Below are 19,141 nucleotides of genomic sequence, written 5' to 3'. Positions count from 1 at the left end.
CCCGGATCCCGGGCCACGGCGCTCAGCGCGACAGCACCTTCGCGCGCTGCTGTTCGTACTCCGCTTCGCTGAGCTGGCCGTTGTCCTTGCGCCGGTTCAGTGCAGCCAGTTCGGCCTGCACGCTTTCCGGCACGGCCTGCTCGCGGGCAACCCGGGCCGCAGCGGAGAGCTGCTCGGGCGGGCGCCGCGCGGCGCGCCAGGCAGCAACGAACACGCCGACGATGATGGCCCCGAACACCAGCGTACCGGTGCCCCAGATCAGCCATTGCATCCAACCCATTTCAGGTCCCATCGCGTGTTCCTCCGTCCGTCGTGGGCGCTATTGTCAGCGCTCGCGCAGCCAACGCGCCACCTGCGGCGCGAAATAGGTCAGCACGCCATCGGCGCCGGCACGCTTGAAGCCCAGCAGCGATTCCAGCACGCAGGCGCGCTCGTCCAGCCAGCCGTTGGCGAACGCCGCCTTCATCATCGCGTACTCGCCACTGACCTGGTAAGCGAAGGTCGGAACCCCGAAGGTTTCCTTCACCCGCCGCACCAGGTCCAGGTATGGCATGCCCGGCTTGACCATCACCATGTCCGCGCCCTCTTCCAGGTCCAGCGCGATCTCGCGCATCGCCTCGTCACCGTTGGCCGGGTCCATCTGGTAGGTCTTCTTGTCGGCCTTGCCGAGGCTGGCTGCGCTGCCCACCGCATCGCGGAACGGACCGTAGAACGCCGACGCGTACTTGGCCGAGTAGGCCATGATGCGCACGTTGAGGTGGTGGTCGGCGTCCAGCGCACGACGGATCGCACCGATGCGGCCATCCATCATGTCCGACGGCGAAATGATGTCCGCGCCTGCCTCGGCATGCGACAGCGACTGCTTGACCAGCGCTTCGACGGTGATGTCGTTGAGCACGTAGCCCTTGTCGTCGATGATGCCGTCCTGGCCGTGCGTGGTGTACGGATCCAGGGCCACGTCGGTCATCACCCCCAGCTCCGGGAAGCGCGACTTCAGCGCGCGGATCGCACGCTGCGCCAGGCCGTCCTCGGCCCATGCCGCCGAGGCATCCAGCGACTTCTGCGAGGCATCCAGCACCGGGAACAGGTCGATCACCGGGATGCCCAGTTCCAGCGCTTCCTCGGCCACCTTCAGCAGCTCTTCGATCGACAGCCGCTCCACGCCCGGCATCGACGGCACCGCAACGCGACCGGCCGGTTCGTGCACGAACACCGGATAGATCAGGTCGTCGGTGGTCAGCGTGTTCTCGCGCATCAGGCGGCGCGAGAATTCGTCATGGCGCATGCGCCGCGGGCGGTAATGGGGATGAGGCATGGCAGGCTCCGGGGAGTGGCTATTGCAACAGGTAGCCCTGCGGCAGCAGGGGTGCGGGCAACGGGCGTTCGCCGAGGACGTCGAGCTGGTCGATCTCGATGGTGCGCACCAGCGCGTCCAGCGGCAGGTCGTTCGGCTCCAGGCCGAACGGGTCTTCCATTTCTTCACCCAGCTGGTCCAGGCCGAAGAAGGCGTAGGCCAGCACCGCCGACAGCACCGGCGTGGCCCAGCCCAGCGAGCTGGCCAGGCCGAACGGCAGCAGCACGCAGAACATCCACGCGCAGCGGTGCAGCAGCAGGGTGTAGGCGAACGGCAGCGGGGTGGTCAGGATGCGTTCGCAGCCAGCCTGGATCGAGGACATCGCGTGCAGGCGCTCTTCCAGCTGGACGTAAAGAATGGAATCGAGCGTGCCGGCGCGACGGGCCTGGGCCAGTTCGGCGGCGATCATCGCCAGCAACGCATCGGGCACGTTCCCGCGCTGGGCGAGCTGCCCGCGCTGTTCCTCGTCCAGCCATGGCACCGCCGCCAGCGCGACGTCGCGGGCGCGCAGGCGCGCGGCCAGTGCGCAGGCGAAGGCGGTGGTCAGGTAGCCGATGCGCTGGCGGCGCGGTGCGTCGTCGGCCAGCAGCACCTGTACCTGCCGCGCCAGCGAGCGCGATTCGAACACCAGCTGGCCCCACAGCTTGCGGCCCTCCCACCAGCGGTCGTAGCAGGCGCTGTTGCGGAAGCTGAGGAAGATCGACAGGACCAGGCCGAGCAGGGTGAACGGGGTGACCGAGACGCGCTCGATGCCGGTCGGCGGCGCCAGTTCCACCACCGCGGCGACCGCGATGGACAGGACGAGGATGGCCAGCACCTTCGGCGCGATGGCCGGAACGATGGAGCCACGCAGGATGTACAGCAGTTGCCAGCCGTGGGGGCGGGAACGAATGATCATGGGAGCAGCCGCGCAGGGCGCGGTTCGACAGGCACGCGGGGGGCTCGCGCAGCCGCCCATTCTACTCCCTGCCCGGCCGGCGGCCGTGTCCCTGCGACGCCCGGTCGCACCGGCCCGGCCGGCTCAGATCACGCCGCCGCCCAGCCCCAGGCGCAGGATGCCGACCACCACCACGATGCCGTTCAGGATCAGCCCGGTCCAGGCCCGGCCGCGCTTGCTGGGGTGGGTGAACAGGATGCCGAGCGCGGCGATGATCGCGCCGACTGCGGCGAACGGGATCAGGAACCAGTTGCCCCAGCCCAGCAGCGGTATCAACGCCAGGATCATCCACAGCAGCGCCAGTACGCCCCACAACAGACTGATCACACCCATAGCGCCCTCCGGTGGTTGTTCATGCGCCAACCATAGCCGTTCCAGGCAGCGCCGCCTACCGCCGTTGCCGTCAGCCTCACCGGCCCCGTGCTAGCGTGCGGCCATGGGTCGAGCCCCGATGTTGGCGCCGATTCAGAGTGCCCGGCTGATGATCCGAACCAGTCCTACAGGGGTATACGCCATGAACATCCGTTGGGTCGCCTTGGCGGCCATGCTGCTGACCGTTGCCGGTTGCGCCAGCACCTCCAAGGTCATGCTGGGCCGCGCCCGCGCGCCGATCGATCCGGCCCAGGTGCAGATCTATTCGACGCCGCCCGCCGGTTCGCAGGAAATCGCCCAGCTGGAATCGTCTTCGGCGGTGGGCTTCGGCACGCAGGGCCAGACCGATGCCGCCGTGGCTCGCCTCAAGCGCGAAGCGGCTGCACTGGGTGCCAACGGCGTGATCCTGATGGGCGTGGGCAGCAGTGGCTCGCCGGTCGGCATGTCGGTGGGTGCCGGCAGTTACGGTTCGCACGTGGGCGGCGGCGTGGGCATCGGCATACCGACGACGCAGAAGCGCGCCGCCGGCGTGGCCATCTGGGTACCGAATCCTGAGCCGCCGGCACGCCTGCCGACGCAGACGATCACCCCGCAGCGCTGACGCGGCAGCGTCACCGCGGGTAGCGCCGGGCCGTGCCCGGCGTCTCTTCCGCTGCGCTCGCCGGGCGTGGCCCGGCGCTACCGGTATTTCGGCACGAACACCTTTGCGCTCGCCGGGCGTGGCCCGGCGCTACCGGTACTTCGGCACGAACACCTGGTTCACCGCTTCGGCCAGCTGGTCCGGCGGCAACAGGCCCTGGTCGAGCAGGAAGTTGTTGAACGCCAGGCGGTCGAACTTCGCGCCCAGTGCCAGCTCGGTCTGCATGCGCAGTTCGAGGATGCGGGTATAGCCGTAGAAGTAGCTGCCCGCTTGGCCCGGCATGCGCACCATGTAACGGTCCAGTTCCTGGGTGGCCATCGCCTTGGACAGACCCACCTGCTCGATCAGCACGCGCTCGCCGTTGGCACGGTCGGTCAGGCCGAGATTGAGCATCGGGTCCAGCATCGCGCGGGCGGCACGCAACAGGCGGAACTGCAGCGCGATCATCTGCCCGTCCAGCGGCTCGTACGGCACCATCTCCGCCTCGGCATACAGCGCCCAGCCTTCCACGTTCACCGAATTGAACGCGAACATGGTGCGCGCCAGCGACACGCCACGCTCGACCATCGCGGTGAACTGCAGCTCGTGGCCCGGGCGGCCTTCATGCGCGCTCAGCGTCCAGGCGGCCGAACCGAAGTTGAAGTCGTCGTACTGCGCACCCGCACCGGCAGCCGGGTTGCCCAGCGGCAGCACGAAGGTGCCCTGCTGCCCGGTGTTGTTGACCAGCGGCGCAGGCAGGAAGTGCGGTGCCGGGCTGGCAGCGCTTTCGGCGGCCGAGCCCAGGCGCATCTGCATCGCGCGCTGCGGCACGTCGACGATGCGGTGTTCGCGGATCAACGGATCGATGGCATCGATCACCTTGCGGTAGTGGCCTTCAAGCTGGTCATCGGCAATCTTCTCGCCCTTCAGCGCGCGGATCACCGCCACCGGGTCGCTCGGATCACTGACCTTCAGGCCCTTCTCCTTCACCACCAGCGGCGCCAGCTGGCGCATCGCCGAGCGGGTTTCCATGAACTCCAGCTGCGCGCGCTGCATCAGCAGCTTCGGGTCGATATCAATGCCGACCTGCTTGAGCTGGTAAGCGTACAGCGGAGCCGGCAGGCGCGCATCGGCACGTGCCTTCGGCAGCACCTCCTTGCGGGTCCATGCGGCGTAGTCCTTCATCTGTGCGGCAAGCGCCTTCATCGCCTCGTCGGCACCCGCGACCTGGTACTTCTTCAGCAACGACTCGATGCCGGTGATGTAGGTCTCGACGTTGTCCAGCGACTGCTGCACTTCGATCTTCGTCGGCTGCAGCAGCGTGCTGTCCTTCAACCGCTCTTCGTAACGCTGGCGGGCCAGCGTGGTGAACGCGGTGCCGCCAGGCTGCAGGCCCGCATACGCCTTGAGGCGATCGACCGCCTTGGCCCGGCGCTCGGCCGGCACCTGGTCGGACAGCAGCAGGTTGAGGCCGCTGAACACGCTCTGTGGCGCATCACGCCACGGCAGCAGGTACTTCTGGTTGAGCTCGCTGCCTTCGATGTTCTGGTTGGCGGCGGCGATCATGATCTCCAGGTCCTGGCGGACGTTGGGATCCTTCTCGCTGGCCAGCTTGGCCTTCAGTTCGTCGCGGGCCTTGGCCATCGCGGCGCGGTAACGCTGGTCGTTGTCCGGGCCGAGGTCGGCGACCTTGTCGTCGTAGCCGGGCACGCCGAAGAAGCCGGTCTCCTCGGGCTGGAACGGCCCCTGCGCATCAAGCAGGATCTGCGCCAGCGCGTTGCTGCGCACGACCCAGGCCGGGCTGGCCGGCGTGGAGGCCTTGGCGGCCGGTGCGGCCAGGGCCGGTGGGGCCGACAGCAGTGGGGCGGCGGTCAGGGCCAGGGCGATGGCAAGCGCGATCGGCTTCATGGAGCACTCCAGGACAGGGTTGCCCGCACCCTACGCGCTCACGGCGGTGGCGACAATCGGTCGGAGGTCACGCCATCTACAGCGCTGCCGTCAGCGCGCATTCGCCACGCTCCCGACAGGCCTGCAGTTCGCATTCGCCGGCCGCCTCGGCATCATCCAGCGCGCTCAGGTCGAAGGTCTGCTTGTCTTCGGCCAGCACGTACATCACCGGGTAATCCCACACGTCGTCGCTGCGGGTGCCCTTCACGAACAGGCGGCCGTGCGCATGCGGCCCTTCCAGCGCCACGGTCAGGCCGACATCGCGCTCGCCGTTGATGGCGGTCTGCATGCTGCCCAGCGGCAGCGTGCCGGCCTGCAGCGGTTCGCCGAATACCTGCACCAGTTCGACGCTGCAGCCGGCGCGCCGCATCGCCTCGCGCATCGGCGCACTGTCGTGCGCGGCCTCGGTCCAGCGCAGCACGCTCCAGGTGATGGCGCCGCCCAGTGCGGCCAGGAACAGCAGCACCGCCAACGGCATCGCCCAGCGCCAATGCCGGCACCACCAGCCGGAAGCCAGGGTGGAGGGCGCAGGAATCGGCGGCGGCAGGGTCATGGGCGGGCTCCTTCCCGGATGATGATCAAGGTTTCAGGCAACGCCCCAGGAAAGCTTCGGCAACGCGGTAGCGATGCAGTGCGTCGGCACCGGACAGGCCGTGCTTGGCACCGGGGTAGGTCATCAGTTCAAACGGCTGGCCGCGCTTCTGCAGCGCGCTCATCAGGCTGGTCGAATTGGTGAACAGCACGTTGTCGTCGGCCATGCCGTGGATCAGCAGCAGCGGCGAGCGCAGGCCATCGATGTGGGTCAGCACGCGTGCTTCGCGGTAACCGGCGTCATTGCGCGACGGCAGGTCCATGTAGCGTTCGGTGTAGTGGCTGTCGTACAGGCCCCAATCGGTGACCGGTGCGCCGGCCACGCCACAGGCGTAGCTGTCCGACGCCTTGGCCAGCAGCATCAGGGTCATGTAGCCGCCGTTGGACCAGCCCTGCACGCCGATGCGCGCCGGGTCCACCCACGGCTGCTGCTTCAGCCACGCCACGCCGCGCAGCTGGTCGGCCACTTCCACCGTGCCCTGCTTGCCATACAGCGCGCCGCCGAAGTCACGGCCGCGGCGCGGGGTGCCGCGGTTGTCCAGCGAAAACACCACATAGCCCTGCTGGGCCAGGTACTGGTTGAACAGATGGTCGCCACGGCCGGGCCAGCTGTCGGTGACGGTCTGGCTGGCCGGGCCGCCATACACGTACACCGCCACCGGGTAGCGCTTGGCCGGATCGAAGCCAGCCGGCTTGATCACGCTGTAGTTCAGCGGCGTCCTGCCGTCGGCCGCGGTGAGCGTGCCGAATTCGACCGGGCGCTGCGCGTCGCGGTAGCGTGCATACGGATGCTTGGGATCGGCCAGATCGTTCTCGACCAGGGTGGCGATCTTCTCGCCATTGGCGCGGAACAGTTCGATCTGCGGCGGCGTGCTGCTGTTGGACCAGCTGTCCACGTACACGCTGGCGTTGCGCGCGAAGCTGGCGCTGTGCATGCCTGGCGCCTTCGACAGGCGCTGCGGCTGGCCACCCTGCAGCGGGACGGCGTAGATCTGGCTTTCGCGCGCCGATTCGATGCCGGCGCGGAAGTACGCCAGGCCGGCCTTTTCATCGACCGCCAGCAGTTCATCCACCGACCAGTTGCCGTGGGTCAGCGCGGTGGCCTTGCCCTTGCTGTCGATGCGGTACAGATGCTGGAAGCCGGTGCGCTCGGACGACCACAGCACGCTGCCGTCATCGAGGAAACGCAGGCTGTTGTGCAGCGGCACCCAGGTCGGGCTGGTCTCGTGGGCCAGCACGCGCTGCTGGTTCGAGGCCAGGGTGACTTCCACCAGGTCGAGCTTCTTCTGGTCGCGCGACTGGCGCTGGAAGCTCAGGTGCTGCGGATCGCGCCAATCGACGCGGGCCAGGTAGATGTCCTGTTCCTTGCCAAGGTCGATCCACTGCGTCTGCGCATGTTCGGCCGGCGAGATCACGCCCAGCTTCACCTGCACGTTGGCATCGCCGGCGGCCGGGTAGCGCTGTTCGATCACATCGGTGCGGTCGGCATAGACCTCGTAACGCTTCTGCACCGGCACCGGGCTTTCATCGATGCGGGCGTAGGCGATGGCCGAATCGTCGGGTGCCCACCAGTAACCGGTATGGCGATCCATCTCTTCGTCGGCGACGAATTCGGCGACACCGTTGCCGATGGTCGTGCTGCCATCCCCGGTCAGCTGCATCTGCTTTCCGCTGGCCAGGTCGATCACCCACAGGTTGCGGCCGCGGATGAAGCTGACGAAGCCGCCCTTGGGCGACAGCTTGGCGTCGGTGGCAAAGCCTTCGCCGTGGGTCAGCTGGCGCACCGCAGCCTTGCCTTCCTGCTTGAGGTCGTACAGGTACAGCTCGCCGCCCAGCGGGAACAGCAGGCGCTGCGCGTCCGGCGACCACTGGTAGTCGACGATGCCGGTCATGGCGGCGATGCGCTGGCGCTCGCGGCGGGCCTTTTCCTCGTCGCTGAGGGTTTCGGTGCCGGGCAGCACCACCTTCGAATCCACCAGCAGGCGGGTCTGGCCGCTGCCGATGTCATAGCTCCACAGGTCCAGCTGGTTGCGGTCGCTGTCCTTGCCGCGCAGGAAGGTCACGCGCGAACCATCCGGCGCCACCTTCGGCTTCATCAGGGTCGGGCCGGACAACGGCAGCGGACCGGTGATGGCTTCCAGGGTGAGTTTTTCAGCGTGGGCGACGGTACTGGTGGCAAGCATGAGGGCGAGCGAGGCGAACAGATGGCGCATGGAGGATCCCGGCAAACGGCAGGTCCGCCACCGCGACAGGCGCGGGACGGTCAACGTCCATCCTAACCAAGGCGGTGCAGGAAGACAGCATGACCTTCTGCCCATGAGGTCTTCCCATAATGAGTGCCGACCAACGGTCGGCACCCACCGCCCCGGGTCAGCGCTTGCCGAACAGGTGCCTGCGTTCTTCGTCGCTGAGCGGCTTGCCCGCGTCCGGGTTCACCTGCTGGCGCAGCGCATAGGCGCGCTGGGTCGCCGGGCGGGCGGCGATGGCCTGGTGCCAGCGCTTGAGGTTCGGGAACGCGTCGAAGTCCGCCGGCAGCTTGTCGTAGGCGCCAACCCACGGGTAGCTGGCCATGTCGGCGATGGTGTACTCCTCGCCGGCCAGGAAGGCGTGCTCGGCCAGGCGCTTGTCCATCACCCCGTGCAGGCGGCGCACTTCATTGTCGTAGCGCTCGATCGCATACGGGATCTTCTCCGGCGCGTACACATTGAAGTGGCCCATCTGCCCGCTCATCGGGCCCAGCCCGGCCATCTGCCAGAACAGCCATTCCAGGGTGGTGACGCGGCCACGCGGGTCGGCAGGCAGGAAGCGGCCGGTCTTCTCGGCCAGGTACAGCAGGATCGCACCGGACTCGAACACGCTCAGCGGGGCACCGCCGTCGGCCGGGGTGTGGTCGACGATGGCCGGCATCTTGTTGTTGGGGGAAATGGCCAGGAATTCCGGCTTGAACTGGTCGCCCGAACCGATGTTGACCGGATGGATGCGGTACTCCAGGCCGGTTTCCTCCAGCAGCAGCGTCACTTTGTGGCCGTTCGGGGTGGGCCAGTAATACAGGTCGATCATGGCGGCGGCTCTGGGGTACGGAAAGGAACCTGAAGTCTAGTGCGTGCGTTGGCTTGGCACCGTCATGGCGGGCCGGTAACCTCGCCTCTCCCCCGAAACGCAGCATCCTCCGCATGAGTGCAAACCGTCCGCCGCTCTCCCCGCTGTCCACCCTGATCTTCGCCTCGCGCTGGCTGCAGCTGCCGCTGTACCTGGGTTTGATCGTTGCCCAGTGCGTTTACGTGTTCCTGTTCGGCAAGGAACTGTGGCACCTGATCTCGCACTCGGTGTCGATGGGCGAGCAGCAGATCATGCTGATCGTGCTGGGCCTGATCGACGTGGTGATGATCTCCAACCTGCTGGTGATGGTGATCGTCGGCGGCTACGAGACCTTCGTCTCGCGCCTGCGCCTGGAAGGCCACCCGGACCAGCCGGAATGGCTGAGCCACGTCAACGCCAGCGTGCTGAAAGTGAAGCTGGCGATGGCGATCATCGGCATCTCCTCGATCCATCTGTTGAAGACGTTCATCGCCACCGGCGCGCTGGGCGGTATCCCGCTGTGCACCCCGGAGCAGATGAGCGTGGCTGCCGCCAACATCGGCGTGGCGCGCTGCTCGATGCTGACGGCCGACGGCGTCCTCTGGCAGACCATCATCCACTGCGTGTTCATCCTGTCGGCCATCGGCATCGCCTGGACCGACAAGCTGATGTCCGGCAGCCACGACAAGGCCGAGAGCCACGGCAAGTCTGCCGTCCATTGATCCCAATCCCGGTGGCGGTACCCGTGCCGCCACCGGCCCGCTGCGCCTGCCCTTGTGCGCAGGTGAGGCCGGGATGCTAGATTGCACCCTCGCTACAGGCGACGGTGACGCTGGGAAACGTCCCCCGCCACGCCCGGACCTTGCGTCCCGGCCATGCGTATCTACGTTTTTCGTAACGTCGTCTTCTTAGAGGGGAGCAGGATGTCGCACGTCGCAATGATCGCTGCCGCGCGCCGGTGGTTGCCGGTCGCTCTGGCTTTGGCCCTGGCTGCCTGCTCGGGCAAGGATGAAACACCGGCTCCGGCCGCACAGGGCGCCGCCGCCCCCGCCGCTGCAGCACCAGCCGCACCGGCAGTGGCCGCCAAGGTGCAGTCGATGGGCACCGAGCAGCTGCGCGAATCGGCCAGCCAGGCACTGCGCGAGAACCGCATGTACGCCCCGGCCGGCGACAACGCCATCGAGTACTACCTGGCACTGCGCGACAAGACGCCGGACGATGCCTCGGTGAAGAGCGCGCTGACCGATCTTCTGCCGTACACCCTGATCGCCGCCGAGCAGCATCTGGGTCGCGAGGATTTCACTGAAGCGCAGCGGCTGGTCGCCCTGATCGAAAAGGTCGATGCCTCGGCCCCGGCCCTGCCGCGCCTGAAGGAAGGCCTGACCAAGGGCGTGCAGGTCGCCGCCAAGCGCACCGAAGACGAGACCGAGAAGGTCAAGAAGGACGCTGAAGACCGCACCAAGCAGCTGGCCGAGCAGCAGCGCCTGACCGAACAGCGTGCCAAGGAAGCCGAGGCGGCCAAGCAGATTGCTGCGCAGCAGGACGTTGCCCGCCGTGACAGCGAGCGCCAGGAGGCCGAGCGCCAGGCTGCCGCGCGTCGCGATGCCGAGCAGAAGCAGCAGCAGGCCGCTGCGCAGCAGGCCAACGCCGCCCGCCAGGCCGCGACCGCCGCTGCGCCTAGCCTGCGCCCGGTCAGCACGCCAGCCCCGCGTTACCCGGCCGAAGCACTGCGTTCGGGTACCTCCGGCGAAGTCCTGGTGGAGATCACCGTCGGCACCGACGGCTCGGTGACCAATGCGCGCGTACTGCGCGCCACGCCATCGCGTGTCTTCGATCGCGAAGCCCTCAACGCGGTCAAGCGCTGGCGCTTCGAGCCGGTCACGGCCCCGGTCACCACCCGCCGCACGCTGGTGTTCGCACCGGGCGGCTGATGCCCACGGCGGCAGCGCCGGGCCGCGCCCGGCGGTTCTGGAGCAAGGCCCGGCATGTCCGGGCCTTGTGCGTTTCAGGCTGCGCTGTCGATCAGCCGTTGCAGCGCAGGATCACGCGCGCTCAGCACCTGGAACAGGCCCAGCGCGTGCAGCCCGGGCAGCAGACTGCGCAGATCAGCTTCGGCGGTGGCACGGAGGTCGGCATCACGGGCCGGGTCCTGCCACTCCCGCACGGTGGCGAGAAAGGCGCCGACGCTGCCCTTGCGCAGGGTGAGGCCGTTCACCTGCACCTCGTTCTGGTGGTCGGGAAGGATGTCGTGCGGCTGCATGGCGTGCTCCTGGGAGGTGGGCGCCCAGTGTCGACGCTCGCCACCGGCGGTTCTGCCGTATAACTGCCAATGGATATGGCAGAACAGACATTCCAGACACCACTGCTCGACCCTGCGTTGGCTGAGGCCAGCGGCGGGCCGGCCCTGCTCGGCGCGCAGCTGACGATGCCGGGTTCACGGCGCACCGCCCGCCACCAGCACGCGCGCGGGCAATTGCTGGGTGCCCACACCGGCCTGTTGCGGATCGAGGTGGGCGACACCCACTGGCTGCTTCCGGCCGGGCACGTGGCATGGCTTCCGCCGCAGCACCCGCATGCGCTTTCCAGCATCGGCAGCTTCGATGGCTGGAGCCTGTACTTCAGCAAGGCGGCCTGCGCGGACCTGCCCACCGCACCGCGCATCTTCCAGCCCAGCGACGTGTTGCAGGTGGCGGTGCCGCGGGCACTGCACTGGTGCGGGCAGGCGTTGGATGCGCGGCAACAGCGCTTGGCCGGGGTGATCGCCGATGAGATCGCTGCAGGCACGCCGTTGCCACTTGCGCTGCAGCAACCCGGTGACCGCCGCCTGCGCCGCATCGCCGCCGCCCTGGCACGCGCGCCACATGACACCCGTACCGTCGAGGACTGGGCAGCCGCCAGCGGCTTGTCCAGTCGCAGCCTCGCCCGCCGCTGGCAGGCCGAAACGAACATGACCCTGACCCGCTGGCGGCAGCGCCTGCGCGTGCTGCTGGCCCTGCCGCGATTGCTGGCCGGTGAATCCGTCACCACGGTGGCGCTGTCATTGGGCTACGACACGGCCAGTTCCTTCATCGCAGTGTTCAAGCGCGAGATGGGAGTGACGCCGGCGCGGTATGCAGACGGAAACGCTTCACAGCACTGAAATGCACGAGGCCCGGAATGACCGGGCCTCGTTTCATCCGCCGGGCATGGCCCGGCGCTACCGGTTACGCTCAGCCGGAAATCGCCAGCCGCTCGTTGTGGTAGCGGCGCACGGCGGCGAACCACAGCACGGCGGCCAGCGCCAGGCTGGCGCCGAGGTAGATCGCCCAGATGGTCGGGCTGATCACCTCGTGGCGGATCACCTTCAGCAGCATCTGGTTCTGCGACAGGAACGGCACCGCGTACTGCCACAGCTCGCTCTTCACCGGGTAAGCCATCAGCGCGTAGCCGGGCAGCATCGGCAGCAGCACCAGCCAGGTCATGTGGCTCTGCGCTTCCTTCATGCTCTTGGCCGCGGCCGAGAGGAAGGTCAGCAACGAGGTGCCGATCAGCAGCATCGGCACCATCACCAGCAGCATCTGCAGCATCGAGCCGATGTTCATGTTGAGCTGTCGGCCGACGTTGCCGGGCGCGATCTGTGCGCTGGCCTTGAACGCGATCAAGGTCAGCAGCAACGAGGCGAAGCCGACCACGCAGGCGGCGGCGATCTTGCCGCTGACGATGGCACTGCGCGACCCCGGGGTCGCCAGCAGCGGCTCCAGCGATTGCCGTTCGCGCTCGCCGGCGGTGGCATCCATCACCAGGTAGGCGCCGCCGATGAACGAGGTCAGCGTCAGCAGCACCGGCAGCAGCATCGACAGCATCATGCCGCGCTTGGCCTCGGCACTGGCCATGTCCTGGGTGGCCACATCCAGCGGTCGTGCAACCTGTGCGTCGACGCCACGCGCCATCAGCCGCAGCGCACCAACCTGGCCGTTGTAGGTTGCCAGGGCCGCCTGCAGGCGTGCACTGGGCACTTCGGCGGCGCGACGGGTGCTGTCACGAATCACTTCCACCAGCGCGGGCTTGCCATCGGCCCAGTCCTTGCCGAACTCAGGGCTGATGCGCAGGGCCACGTCGATCTCCTGCGAGCGGATCGCTTCGGCCAGGTCCTTCGGTGCCGGCGCGGCGTTCAATCCCTGCGCCGCCAGGAAGCGCACCAGGTTCGGCGCATTCTCCGCACCGATGGTCGGAATCTGCAGCGGCTGTTCGATCTGGATGCGCACGCGGCTTTCCGCCAGCTTGCCCATGCCCAGGATCAGAAGCGGGTACAGCACGGGGCCGAACAGCAGGGTCAGCAGCAATGTGCGGCGGTCACGCGAGAGGTCGCGCAGTTCCTTGCGCATCACCGTCATCAGGGTCGACATCATGCTCATGCGTGCAGGCCCTCTTCGCTGCCGATCAGTTTCACGAACGCATCTTCCAGGTTGGGCTCGCCGGACTGCGCGCGCAGTTCATCGGCACTGCCGGCGGCCATCACCGTACCCTTGGCGATGATCACGATGTGGTCACACAGCGCGCCGACCTCCTGCATGATGTGGCTGGACAGGATCACGCAGCGCCCTTCCTCGCGCAGGCCCAGCAGGAAGCGGCGCAGCGCGCGGGTGGTCATCACGTCCAGGCCATTGGTGGGTTCATCAAGGATCACGTTGCGCGGGTCGTGCACCAGCGCGCGGGCAATGGCGGTCTTGGTGCGCTGGCCCTGCGAGAAGCCATCGGTCTGCCGATCGAGGATGTCGGCCATGTCCAGCGCATGCGACAGCACTTCGATGCGTTCGCGGATGCGCGACGCCGACAGGCCATGCAGCTCGCCGAAGTAGGCGATGTTCTCGCGTGCGGTCAGCCGCTTGTAGACGCCACGTGCATCCGGCAGCACGCCGAGGTGGCGACGCACTTCCACCGGATCGCGGGCCGCGTCGATGCCATCGACGGTGATGCTGCCTTCATCGGGCGTCATCAGCGTGTACAGCATGCGCATGGTGGTGGTCTTGCCGGCGCCGTTCGGCCCGAGCAGGCCGGTGATGCGGCCATCCTCGGCGCGGAAGCCGACATCGGCCACCGCCTGGATGCGACCGGTGCGGGTATTGAAGGCCTTGTGCAGGTTGTCGGCGACGATCATGGGGCCCATCCGTTGAACGAGGTGAACGCCGGCACGTAGCTCAGCGTGTCCAGGCAGCTGGCATCCAGCGCCTTGGCATCGGTGGTGTCGATGAACTGGCCGAGCAGGCGTGGCATGCAGCCGGCGGTGAGGGTGCCGTGGCCTTGGCCGCGGGCAACCAGCGCGCGTCCCTTCGGCAGGCCCTTGAGCACCTGCTCGGCGTAACGCGGCGGCGTCACCGGGTCCAGTTCGCCGGACAGCAGCAGCACTGGCAGGTCGCTGTGCAGCGGCACTGCCGCAGCCGCCGCAGCCGGTTGGTGCGGCCACACCGGGCAGGCGGCGAAGAACGCGCGCGCCACTTCCGGGCCGACCAGGCTGTCGCTGCTTTCGACCGGCGGCTGGTAGCGCGGAGCGTCTTCGCTGCAGATCACCGACCACTGCATGCCGCGGTTGATCTGGAAATCCATGCTGCGGGTAGCGCCGCGCGCCAGCGACGCCAGTGGTGCATAGCGACCCTGTGCCGCTTCATCCAGCACCAGCGGCAACAGCGAGGAGTACTGCGGTACGTAGGAGAAGGCGAACGCCAGGCCGACCACGCTGTCCGGGGTCAGCACCTCCTGCCGCGGCGCGTTGGTGCCGGGGTCGCGGTAGTCGACCGTGACCGGCGCGCGGCGCAGGGTTTCCACCACGCTGCGCAGCTGCGCACGGGTGTCGACCGGGAAGCGCTTGCTGCAAACAGCATCCTTGCGGCACTGCTCGGACTGCAGGGTGATCGCGTTGTCGAAAGTCGTGGCGAAATCGCCGCCGACCACCAGCTCGTTCGGTACCACGCCATCGATCACGATGCTGCGGGTGTGCTGCGGGTACGCGGCCGCGTAGCGCTGGGCGACGCGGGTGCCGTACGAGCCACCGACCAGGTTCAGCGTGTTGGCGCCCAGCGCCTGGCGTACCGCGTCCAGATCGGCGATGGCTTCGGCGGTGGTATAGAAGCGCGGGTCGGCACGGCCCTTCAGCGACGCAGCGCAGCGCTCCGCGTACTCGCGCAGCAGCGCCTCGCTGGGCGCAGCGTCTTCATCCATCGGCAGCTCCTTGCCGTCCGCGCCCAGGCAGCTGAGCGGATTGGAGCCGCCGGTGCCGCGCTGGTCGATCAGGAAGATGTCGCGCTGCTTGCGCACCTGGCGCAGTGCCGTATCGACGATGACGGCCACCTCGCTGGCCGCCTGGCCAGGTCCGCCGGCCAGGAAGAACACCGGGTCCGGCAGGCCCGAACCGCTGTTTCCCGACTCCAGCCAGGCCACGCGCAGGTCGATCCTGCGGCCATCCGGCCTGCTCCGGTCTTCGGGCACCTGGAACGTCGCGCACTGCGCCTCGACGTTGGCATTGGCGCCTTCGGTGGCCAGCGTGCAGGGGCGGAAATCGATCTGGCCGTAGCGGCGGCTGGGTGTATCGCCCGCGCCGTCGGACCCTGCCTGCGGCGGTGCACTGCAGCCGGCAATCAGCATGCTGGCCAGCAACCCGGCCCGCGCGAAATGGTGTCTTTGCATCGTGCGTGATTCCCCTGGGGATGTTCCTGTCCACCACGACGGTGTGCCGCGGCAGATGTGACCAATCGAATGTGACCCAACTTACACGCGCCGGACGCTGACGGCGACAGGCGGATGTCCTGGGCCGGCGTCGGCACGGCCACCAGACGGTTGCGACCCTCGGCCTTTGCCCGGTACAGGGCGGTATCGGCCAGCGCGATCAGGTGGCGGAAAATGGCGAGCAGGCGGCCCGTGGCGCCGGCAGAATGCGCGCACAACCGGGAGACACTCCATGCATCCGTGGCAACTCAGTGGCATCGACCACCAGCCGTTCGAGGCGCTGTTCGAATCCAGCGACGATGCGCTGGCCGCGCGGGGAATCGTGCGCCGGCGCGCTGGCGACAGCGGCGGCTACCCCTGCAGGGTCAGCCTGACCGACGCACCTGCCGGTGCAGAACTGCTTCTGCTGCCTTACACCCACCTGGCCACGCAGTCGCCTTACCGCGCTTCGGGCCCGATCTTCGTGCAGCGCGGTGCAACCCGCTGCGTGCTGCCAGCGGGCGTGGTACCTGCCTACGTGCAACGTCGGCTGATCTCGGTGCGCGCCTATGACAGCGCGGACTTCATGCTGAGCGGCCTGGTCTGCCAGGGCACCGAGGTTGCCGCGCACCTGGACCGGCTGTTCGCCGATACGACGGTGGCCTTCGTGCAGCTGCACAACGCAGGGCATGGATGCTTTTCGTGCCAGGTGGATCGGGTCGGCCACCCGCGGCAATGACGTTGCACGGGAACGTGATCATCGCCGCGCCGCAGGCGTGACCGCCAGCGTGTTCGTTCAGCGTGGCGTGAAGCCTGCGGGAAGGGCTTCACACACGTAGTCACGGATCGGCGTTGACGTGGTTTCCCACTGCGTATTGCAGCTCGATACTCGCGGCGGTACCGCTCATCGTCCGTCGCGCGACACGGCGTGGGTGCTGCGGTCACCGCTCCCTTCGACGACCACAAGGATGCGCCATGTCTCTGCGATACACCCCATTGCTGTTGGCCACCGTCTTCGTTGGCGCCGGTGTTGGCGTTGCCGGAAACGCCGCCGCACACGGCACGATGATCACCCCGGTCAGCCGCGTCTATGCCTGCTTCCAGGGCAACCCGGAGAACCCCACCAACCCGGCCTGCGCGGCCGCCAAGGCAGTGGCCGGCTCGCAGGCGTTCTACGACTGGAACGGCATCAACCAGGCCAACGCCAACGGCAACCACCAAGCCGTGGTGCCCGACGGCAAGCTGTGCAGCGGCAACAACCCGACCTTCCGCGGCCTGGACCTGGAGCGCAGCGACTGGCAGACCACACCGATCCAGCCCGATGCGAACGGCAGGTTCACCTTCGTGTTCAAGGCGACCGCCCCGCACGCCACGCGCGACTGGAAGTTCTTCGTCACCCGCGCCGGCTGGCAACCGGGCAGCCCGCTGCGCTGGGCCGACCTGCAGGAATTCTGCTCGCTGGGCAACACGCCGCTGTCGGCCGATGGCACCTACAAGCTGCAGTGCACGCTGCCGCAGCGCAGCGGCCAGCATGTGATCTACAACACCTGGCAGCGCGCCGATTCGACCGAAGCGTTCTACACCTGCATGGACGTGCGCTTTGAAGGCGGCGGCGGTACCACGCCGGTGCCGCAGTGGCAGGATGCCGGGCCGGTGACTGCACGTACCGAGCTGCCGGTGGGCACCACCCTGGCGCTGCGTGTGTTCAATGCCAACGGCAACGACGTGGAACGCGTGGAAGCCACCTTGGCCGCAGGCCAGACCACGCCGGCGCAGTGGCCATTGGCGCTTGCGCGCAAGGTCAACGCCAGTGCCCAGCATGCACGCGTCGGCGTACTCAGCAACGGCGCGATCACACCGACCGCCTCGGCCACTGACAACCGCGTGTACCTGAAGGACGGCAACCGCTTCCAGCTGGACACCAAGGTGCCAGACCCGGGTACGCCGTCACCCGGCAGTGATTTCGACCATGTGTATCCGGCCGGTATCGGCAGCTACGTGCCCGGGCAGACCGTGGTGAAGAGCAGCGACGGCAAGCTGTACGCCTGCCGCCCGTTCCCGGAAGGCGCGTGGTGCAACGTCAATGCCGAGGCCTACCGGCCGGGCGTGGGTTCGGCCTGGCGCGATGCGTGGGTGCCGTACTGAGTGACTGAGTGACTGAGCGGGGGCGGCGCGCGCGTGCCGCCCCGCTTCTGCAATGGGGCAGAGGCAGACCTGCGGGTCCGGCTTGAAGTGTTAACCCGTTCGCGCAGGCACTGCACATCCCGTCGCAGCCTGCAGCTTTTCGGAATCGTTGAATGGTTGGCGCTGTGCATCGTGTGGAGACTCGCTGGACCTTCCACCGTCCACAGGACCCCATCATGCAACCGCTCAATCGACTTGCTCTCGCGGTGGCTGCCATCGCCAGCCTGGGCGCCTCTGCCAGCGCGCTGGCACACGGCACCATGTCCAAACCCACCAGCCGGGTGTACGCCTGCTACCAGGGCAATCCAGAGCAGCCGACCAACCCCGCCTGTGCTGCGGCCAAGGACATCGGCGGCGCACAGCCCTTCTACGACTGGGCCGGCATCAACCAGGCCAATGCCAATGGCAACCACCAGGCAGTCGTTCCCGACGGCGAGCTGTGCAGCGGTGGCAACAGCAAGTACCGCGGCCTGGATCTGGACCGGTCCGATTGGTCGACCACGCCGATCCGCGCCGATGGCAACGGCCGTTACACCTTTGAATTTCTTGCCTCTGCCCCGCATGCCACCCGCGAATGGAAGTTCTACGTCACCCGCGATGGCTGGCAGCCGGGCAGCCCGCTGCGCTGGGCCGACCTGCAGGAGTTCTGCACGCTGGGCGACGTCCCGTTGTCCGCGGGCGGTGTCTACAAGCTGGACTGCCCACTGCCCCAGCGCAGCGGCCAGCACCTGATCTACAACACCTGGCAGCGCTCGGATTCGGCCGAGGCCTTCTACACCTGCATGGACGTGCGTTTCGAGGGAGGCGGTGGCGTCGAGCCGCCAGCGCAATGGCAGGATGCCGGTCCGGTCACCGCCCGCGGCGCGCTGGAAGTGGGCACCACCCTGACCCTGCGCGTGTTCAACGCCCAAGGCAACGATCTGGAGCGCCCGAAGATCACCCTGGCCGCCGGCCAGACTGCGGCGAACCAGTGGCCGCTGGCTCTGGCCCATGCGGTCAACGCCAGTGCGCAGCAGGCGCGCGTTGGTGTGATGAACAATGGTGTGATCAGGCCGATCGCCTCGGCCACCGAGAACCGCGTCTATCTGAAGCCCGGTCATCGGTTCCAGCTCGACACACGCGTTCCGGATCCGGTCGATCCTGTGGATCCACCGCCGGGTGGCGACTACGACTTCGTGTATCCGGCCGGACTTGGCAGCTACAAGCCCGGCGAGACCGTGGTGAAGAGCACCGACGGCAAGCTGTACGCCTGCCGCCCGTTCCCGGAAGGCGCGTGGTGCAACGTCAACGCCGAGGCCTACCGGCCGGGCGTGGGTTCGGCCTGGCGCGATGCGTGGGTGCCGTACTGAGGCATGGTCCCGGGGGCGGCGTAATGCCGCCT

General features: G+C 67.9%; 19 protein-coding genes. 7 read left to right on the top strand and 12 right to left on the bottom strand.

Going from position 1 to position 19,141, the window contains the following annotated elements; all coding sequences use genetic code 11:
- Window positions 1-22: 22 nt before the first annotated feature.
- The 4 genes from TEP_RS00850 to TEP_RS00835 form a co-directional block, all read right to left on the bottom strand.
- Window positions 23-292 carry an SHOCT domain-containing protein gene (locus TEP_RS00850; protein WP_025877541.1) on the bottom strand — a complete coding sequence of 90 codons (270 nt, stop codon included), beginning with the start codon at window positions 290-292 and terminating at the stop codon, window positions 23-25.
- A gap of 33 nt (window positions 293-325) precedes the next feature.
- Window positions 326-1,315: a porphobilinogen synthase gene (gene hemB / locus TEP_RS00845; RefSeq protein ID WP_025877543.1), complete on the bottom strand. Its 990-nt coding sequence runs from the start codon at window positions 1,313-1,315 to the stop codon at window positions 326-328.
- A gap of 19 nt (window positions 1,316-1,334) precedes the next feature.
- Entirely contained in the window at window positions 1,335-2,252 is a 918-nt protein-coding gene (locus TEP_RS00840) for a bestrophin family ion channel (RefSeq protein WP_132823720.1), read from the bottom strand.
- Between the two features lie 123 nt (window positions 2,253-2,375).
- On the bottom strand, window positions 2,376-2,624 hold the full coding sequence (locus TEP_RS00835; protein WP_032952021.1) for a hypothetical protein: 249 nt from the start codon (window positions 2,622-2,624) through the stop codon (window positions 2,376-2,378).
- Between the two features lie 181 nt (window positions 2,625-2,805).
- On the opposite strand from TEP_RS00835, the gene TEP_RS00830 reads away from it, so the two are divergent.
- Entirely contained in the window at window positions 2,806-3,264 is a 459-nt protein-coding gene (locus TEP_RS00830; protein WP_132823718.1) for a hypothetical protein, read from the top strand.
- A 129-nt stretch (window positions 3,265-3,393) separates the two neighbouring features.
- Here the strand turns inward: TEP_RS00830 and TEP_RS00825 are convergent, their stop codons facing one another.
- The 4 genes from TEP_RS00825 to TEP_RS00810 all read right to left on the bottom strand — a co-directional run bounded on the left by TEP_RS00825 (window position 3,394) and on the right by TEP_RS00810 (window position 8,880).
- Window positions 3,394-5,190, bottom strand: a complete 1,797-nt coding sequence (locus tag TEP_RS00825; RefSeq protein ID WP_132823717.1) for a DUF885 domain-containing protein — start codon at window positions 5,188-5,190, stop codon at window positions 3,394-3,396.
- A 76-nt stretch (window positions 5,191-5,266) separates the two neighbouring features.
- Window positions 5,267-5,782: a cytochrome c oxidase assembly factor Coa1 family protein gene (locus TEP_RS00820; RefSeq protein ID WP_132823715.1), complete on the bottom strand. Its 516-nt coding sequence runs from the start codon at window positions 5,780-5,782 to the stop codon at window positions 5,267-5,269.
- 25 nt (window positions 5,783-5,807) lie between these two features.
- Window positions 5,808-8,033 carry a DPP IV N-terminal domain-containing protein gene (locus tag TEP_RS00815; RefSeq protein ID WP_132823713.1) on the bottom strand — a complete coding sequence of 742 codons (2,226 nt, stop codon included), beginning with the start codon at window positions 8,031-8,033 and terminating at the stop codon, window positions 5,808-5,810.
- A gap of 157 nt (window positions 8,034-8,190) precedes the next feature.
- A complete protein-coding gene (locus tag TEP_RS00810; protein ID WP_132823712.1) occupies window positions 8,191-8,880 on the bottom strand; it encodes a glutathione binding-like protein in 690 nt (229 codons plus the stop codon).
- A 113-nt stretch (window positions 8,881-8,993) separates the two neighbouring features.
- On the opposite strand from TEP_RS00810, the gene TEP_RS00805 reads away from it, so the two are divergent.
- Both TEP_RS00805 and TEP_RS00800 read left to right on the top strand, forming a co-directional pair.
- The gene (locus TEP_RS00805) at window positions 8,994-9,620 is read left to right on the top strand and encodes a TIGR00645 family protein (RefSeq protein ID WP_032976840.1); all 627 of its coding nucleotides are present in this window, start codon (window positions 8,994-8,996) and stop codon (window positions 9,618-9,620) included.
- 201 nt (window positions 9,621-9,821) lie between these two features.
- Window positions 9,822-10,829: an energy transducer TonB gene (locus tag TEP_RS00800; RefSeq protein WP_025877557.1), complete on the top strand. Its 1,008-nt coding sequence runs from the start codon at window positions 9,822-9,824 to the stop codon at window positions 10,827-10,829.
- A gap of 74 nt (window positions 10,830-10,903) precedes the next feature.
- On the opposite strand, the gene TEP_RS00795 is transcribed toward TEP_RS00800, so the two are convergent.
- Entirely contained in the window at window positions 10,904-11,158 is a 255-nt protein-coding gene (locus TEP_RS00795; RefSeq protein WP_132823710.1) for a hypothetical protein, read from the bottom strand.
- A gap of 75 nt (window positions 11,159-11,233) precedes the next feature.
- Between TEP_RS00795 and TEP_RS00790 the strand changes: the two genes are divergently transcribed.
- The gene (locus TEP_RS00790) at window positions 11,234-12,037 is read left to right on the top strand and encodes a helix-turn-helix transcriptional regulator (protein ID WP_132823708.1); all 804 of its coding nucleotides are present in this window, start codon (window positions 11,234-11,236) and stop codon (window positions 12,035-12,037) included.
- A gap of 70 nt (window positions 12,038-12,107) precedes the next feature.
- Here TEP_RS00790 and TEP_RS00785 read toward each other — a convergent pair whose 3' ends face one another.
- From TEP_RS00785 to TEP_RS00775, 3 genes are read right to left on the bottom strand one after another with little or no spacing between them, the layout of a single operon-like run.
- Window positions 12,108-13,292 carry an ABC transporter permease gene (locus tag TEP_RS00785; protein ID WP_059065550.1) on the bottom strand — a complete coding sequence of 395 codons (1,185 nt, stop codon included), beginning with the start codon at window positions 13,290-13,292 and terminating at the stop codon, window positions 12,108-12,110.
- Window positions 13,289-14,035, bottom strand: coding sequence for an ATP-binding cassette domain-containing protein (locus TEP_RS00780; protein WP_025877565.1), 747 nt, complete (start codon window positions 14,033-14,035; stop codon window positions 13,289-13,291). The genes TEP_RS00785 and TEP_RS00780 overlap by 4 nt, the downstream gene beginning before the upstream one ends.
- Window positions 14,032-15,558 (bottom strand): alpha/beta hydrolase, encoded by a 1,527-nt coding sequence (locus TEP_RS00775; RefSeq protein ID WP_132823706.1) that lies wholly within the window; start codon window positions 15,556-15,558, stop codon window positions 14,032-14,034. Before TEP_RS00775 ends, TEP_RS00780 begins: the two co-directional genes overlap by 4 nt.
- A gap of 271 nt (window positions 15,559-15,829) precedes the next feature.
- On the opposite strand from TEP_RS00775, the gene TEP_RS00765 reads away from it, so the two are divergent.
- The 3 genes from TEP_RS00765 (at window position 15,830) to TEP_RS00755 (ending at window position 19,109) form a co-directional block, all read left to right on the top strand.
- On the top strand, window positions 15,830-16,315 hold the full coding sequence (locus tag TEP_RS00765; protein ID WP_132823703.1) for a DUF1203 domain-containing protein: 486 nt from the start codon (window positions 15,830-15,832) through the stop codon (window positions 16,313-16,315).
- Window positions 16,316-16,551: 236 nt separating this feature from the next.
- Window positions 16,552-17,721 (top strand): lytic polysaccharide monooxygenase, encoded by a 1,170-nt coding sequence (locus tag TEP_RS00760; RefSeq protein ID WP_132823702.1) that lies wholly within the window; start codon window positions 16,552-16,554, stop codon window positions 17,719-17,721.
- A 215-nt stretch (window positions 17,722-17,936) separates the two neighbouring features.
- Entirely contained in the window at window positions 17,937-19,109 is a 1,173-nt protein-coding gene (locus tag TEP_RS00755; protein WP_132823701.1) for a lytic polysaccharide monooxygenase, read from the top strand.
- Window positions 19,110-19,141 lie beyond the last annotated feature (32 nt).

It is taken from the genome of Stenotrophomonas sp. TEPEL (genome assembly GCF_004348785.1).
Lineage (GTDB): Bacteria > Pseudomonadota > Gammaproteobacteria > Xanthomonadales > Xanthomonadaceae > Stenotrophomonas > Stenotrophomonas indicatrix.
Note: the sequence above shows the minus strand (reverse complement) of the source record. Positions and strands in the feature narration are given on the sequence as shown.

What these genes read in the sequence shown, in the direction of transcription:
- TEP_RS00840 (WP_132823720.1), bottom strand. Translation starts at nt 2,252, where the DNA reads ATGATCATTCGTTCCCGCCCCCACGGCTGGCAACTGCTGTACATCCTG.
- TEP_RS00805 (WP_032976840.1), top strand. Translation starts at nt 8,994, where the DNA reads ATGAGTGCAAACCGTCCGCCGCTCTCCCCGCTGTCCACCCTGATCTTC.
- hemB (WP_025877543.1), bottom strand. Translation starts at nt 1,315, where the DNA reads ATGCCTCATCCCCATTACCGCCCGCGGCGCATGCGCCATGACGAATTC.
- TEP_RS00815 (WP_132823713.1), bottom strand. Translation starts at nt 8,033, where the DNA reads ATGCGCCATCTGTTCGCCTCGCTCGCCCTCATGCTTGCCACCAGTACC.
- TEP_RS00755 (WP_132823701.1), top strand. Translation starts at nt 17,937, where the DNA reads ATGCAACCGCTCAATCGACTTGCTCTCGCGGTGGCTGCCATCGCCAGC.
- TEP_RS00835 (WP_032952021.1), bottom strand. Translation starts at nt 2,624, where the DNA reads ATGGGTGTGATCAGTCTGTTGTGGGGCGTACTGGCGCTGCTGTGGATG.
- TEP_RS00825 (WP_132823717.1), bottom strand. Translation starts at nt 5,190, where the DNA reads ATGAAGCCGATCGCGCTTGCCATCGCCCTGGCCCTGACCGCCGCCCCA.
- TEP_RS00760 (WP_132823702.1), top strand. Translation starts at nt 16,552, where the DNA reads ATGTCTCTGCGATACACCCCATTGCTGTTGGCCACCGTCTTCGTTGGC.
- TEP_RS00850 (WP_025877541.1), bottom strand. Translation starts at nt 292, where the DNA reads ATGGGACCTGAAATGGGTTGGATGCAATGGCTGATCTGGGGCACCGGT.
- TEP_RS00795 (WP_132823710.1), bottom strand. Translation starts at nt 11,158, where the DNA reads ATGCAGCCGCACGACATCCTTCCCGACCACCAGAACGAGGTGCAGGTG.
- TEP_RS00785 (WP_059065550.1), bottom strand. Translation starts at nt 13,292, where the DNA reads ATGAGCATGATGTCGACCCTGATGACGGTGATGCGCAAGGAACTGCGC.
- TEP_RS00800 (WP_025877557.1), top strand. Translation starts at nt 9,822, where the DNA reads ATGTCGCACGTCGCAATGATCGCTGCCGCGCGCCGGTGGTTGCCGGTC.
- TEP_RS00830 (WP_132823718.1), top strand. Translation starts at nt 2,806, where the DNA reads ATGAACATCCGTTGGGTCGCCTTGGCGGCCATGCTGCTGACCGTTGCC.
- TEP_RS00820 (WP_132823715.1), bottom strand. Translation starts at nt 5,782, where the DNA reads ATGACCCTGCCGCCGCCGATTCCTGCGCCCTCCACCCTGGCTTCCGGC.
- TEP_RS00810 (WP_132823712.1), bottom strand. Translation starts at nt 8,880, where the DNA reads ATGATCGACCTGTATTACTGGCCCACCCCGAACGGCCACAAAGTGACG.
- TEP_RS00765 (WP_132823703.1), top strand. Translation starts at nt 15,830, where the DNA reads ATGCATCCGTGGCAACTCAGTGGCATCGACCACCAGCCGTTCGAGGCG.
- TEP_RS00775 (WP_132823706.1), bottom strand. Translation starts at nt 15,558, where the DNA reads ATGCAAAGACACCATTTCGCGCGGGCCGGGTTGCTGGCCAGCATGCTG.
- TEP_RS00780 (WP_025877565.1), bottom strand. Translation starts at nt 14,035, where the DNA reads ATGATCGTCGCCGACAACCTGCACAAGGCCTTCAATACCCGCACCGGT.
- TEP_RS00790 (WP_132823708.1), top strand. Translation starts at nt 11,234, where the DNA reads ATGGCAGAACAGACATTCCAGACACCACTGCTCGACCCTGCGTTGGCT.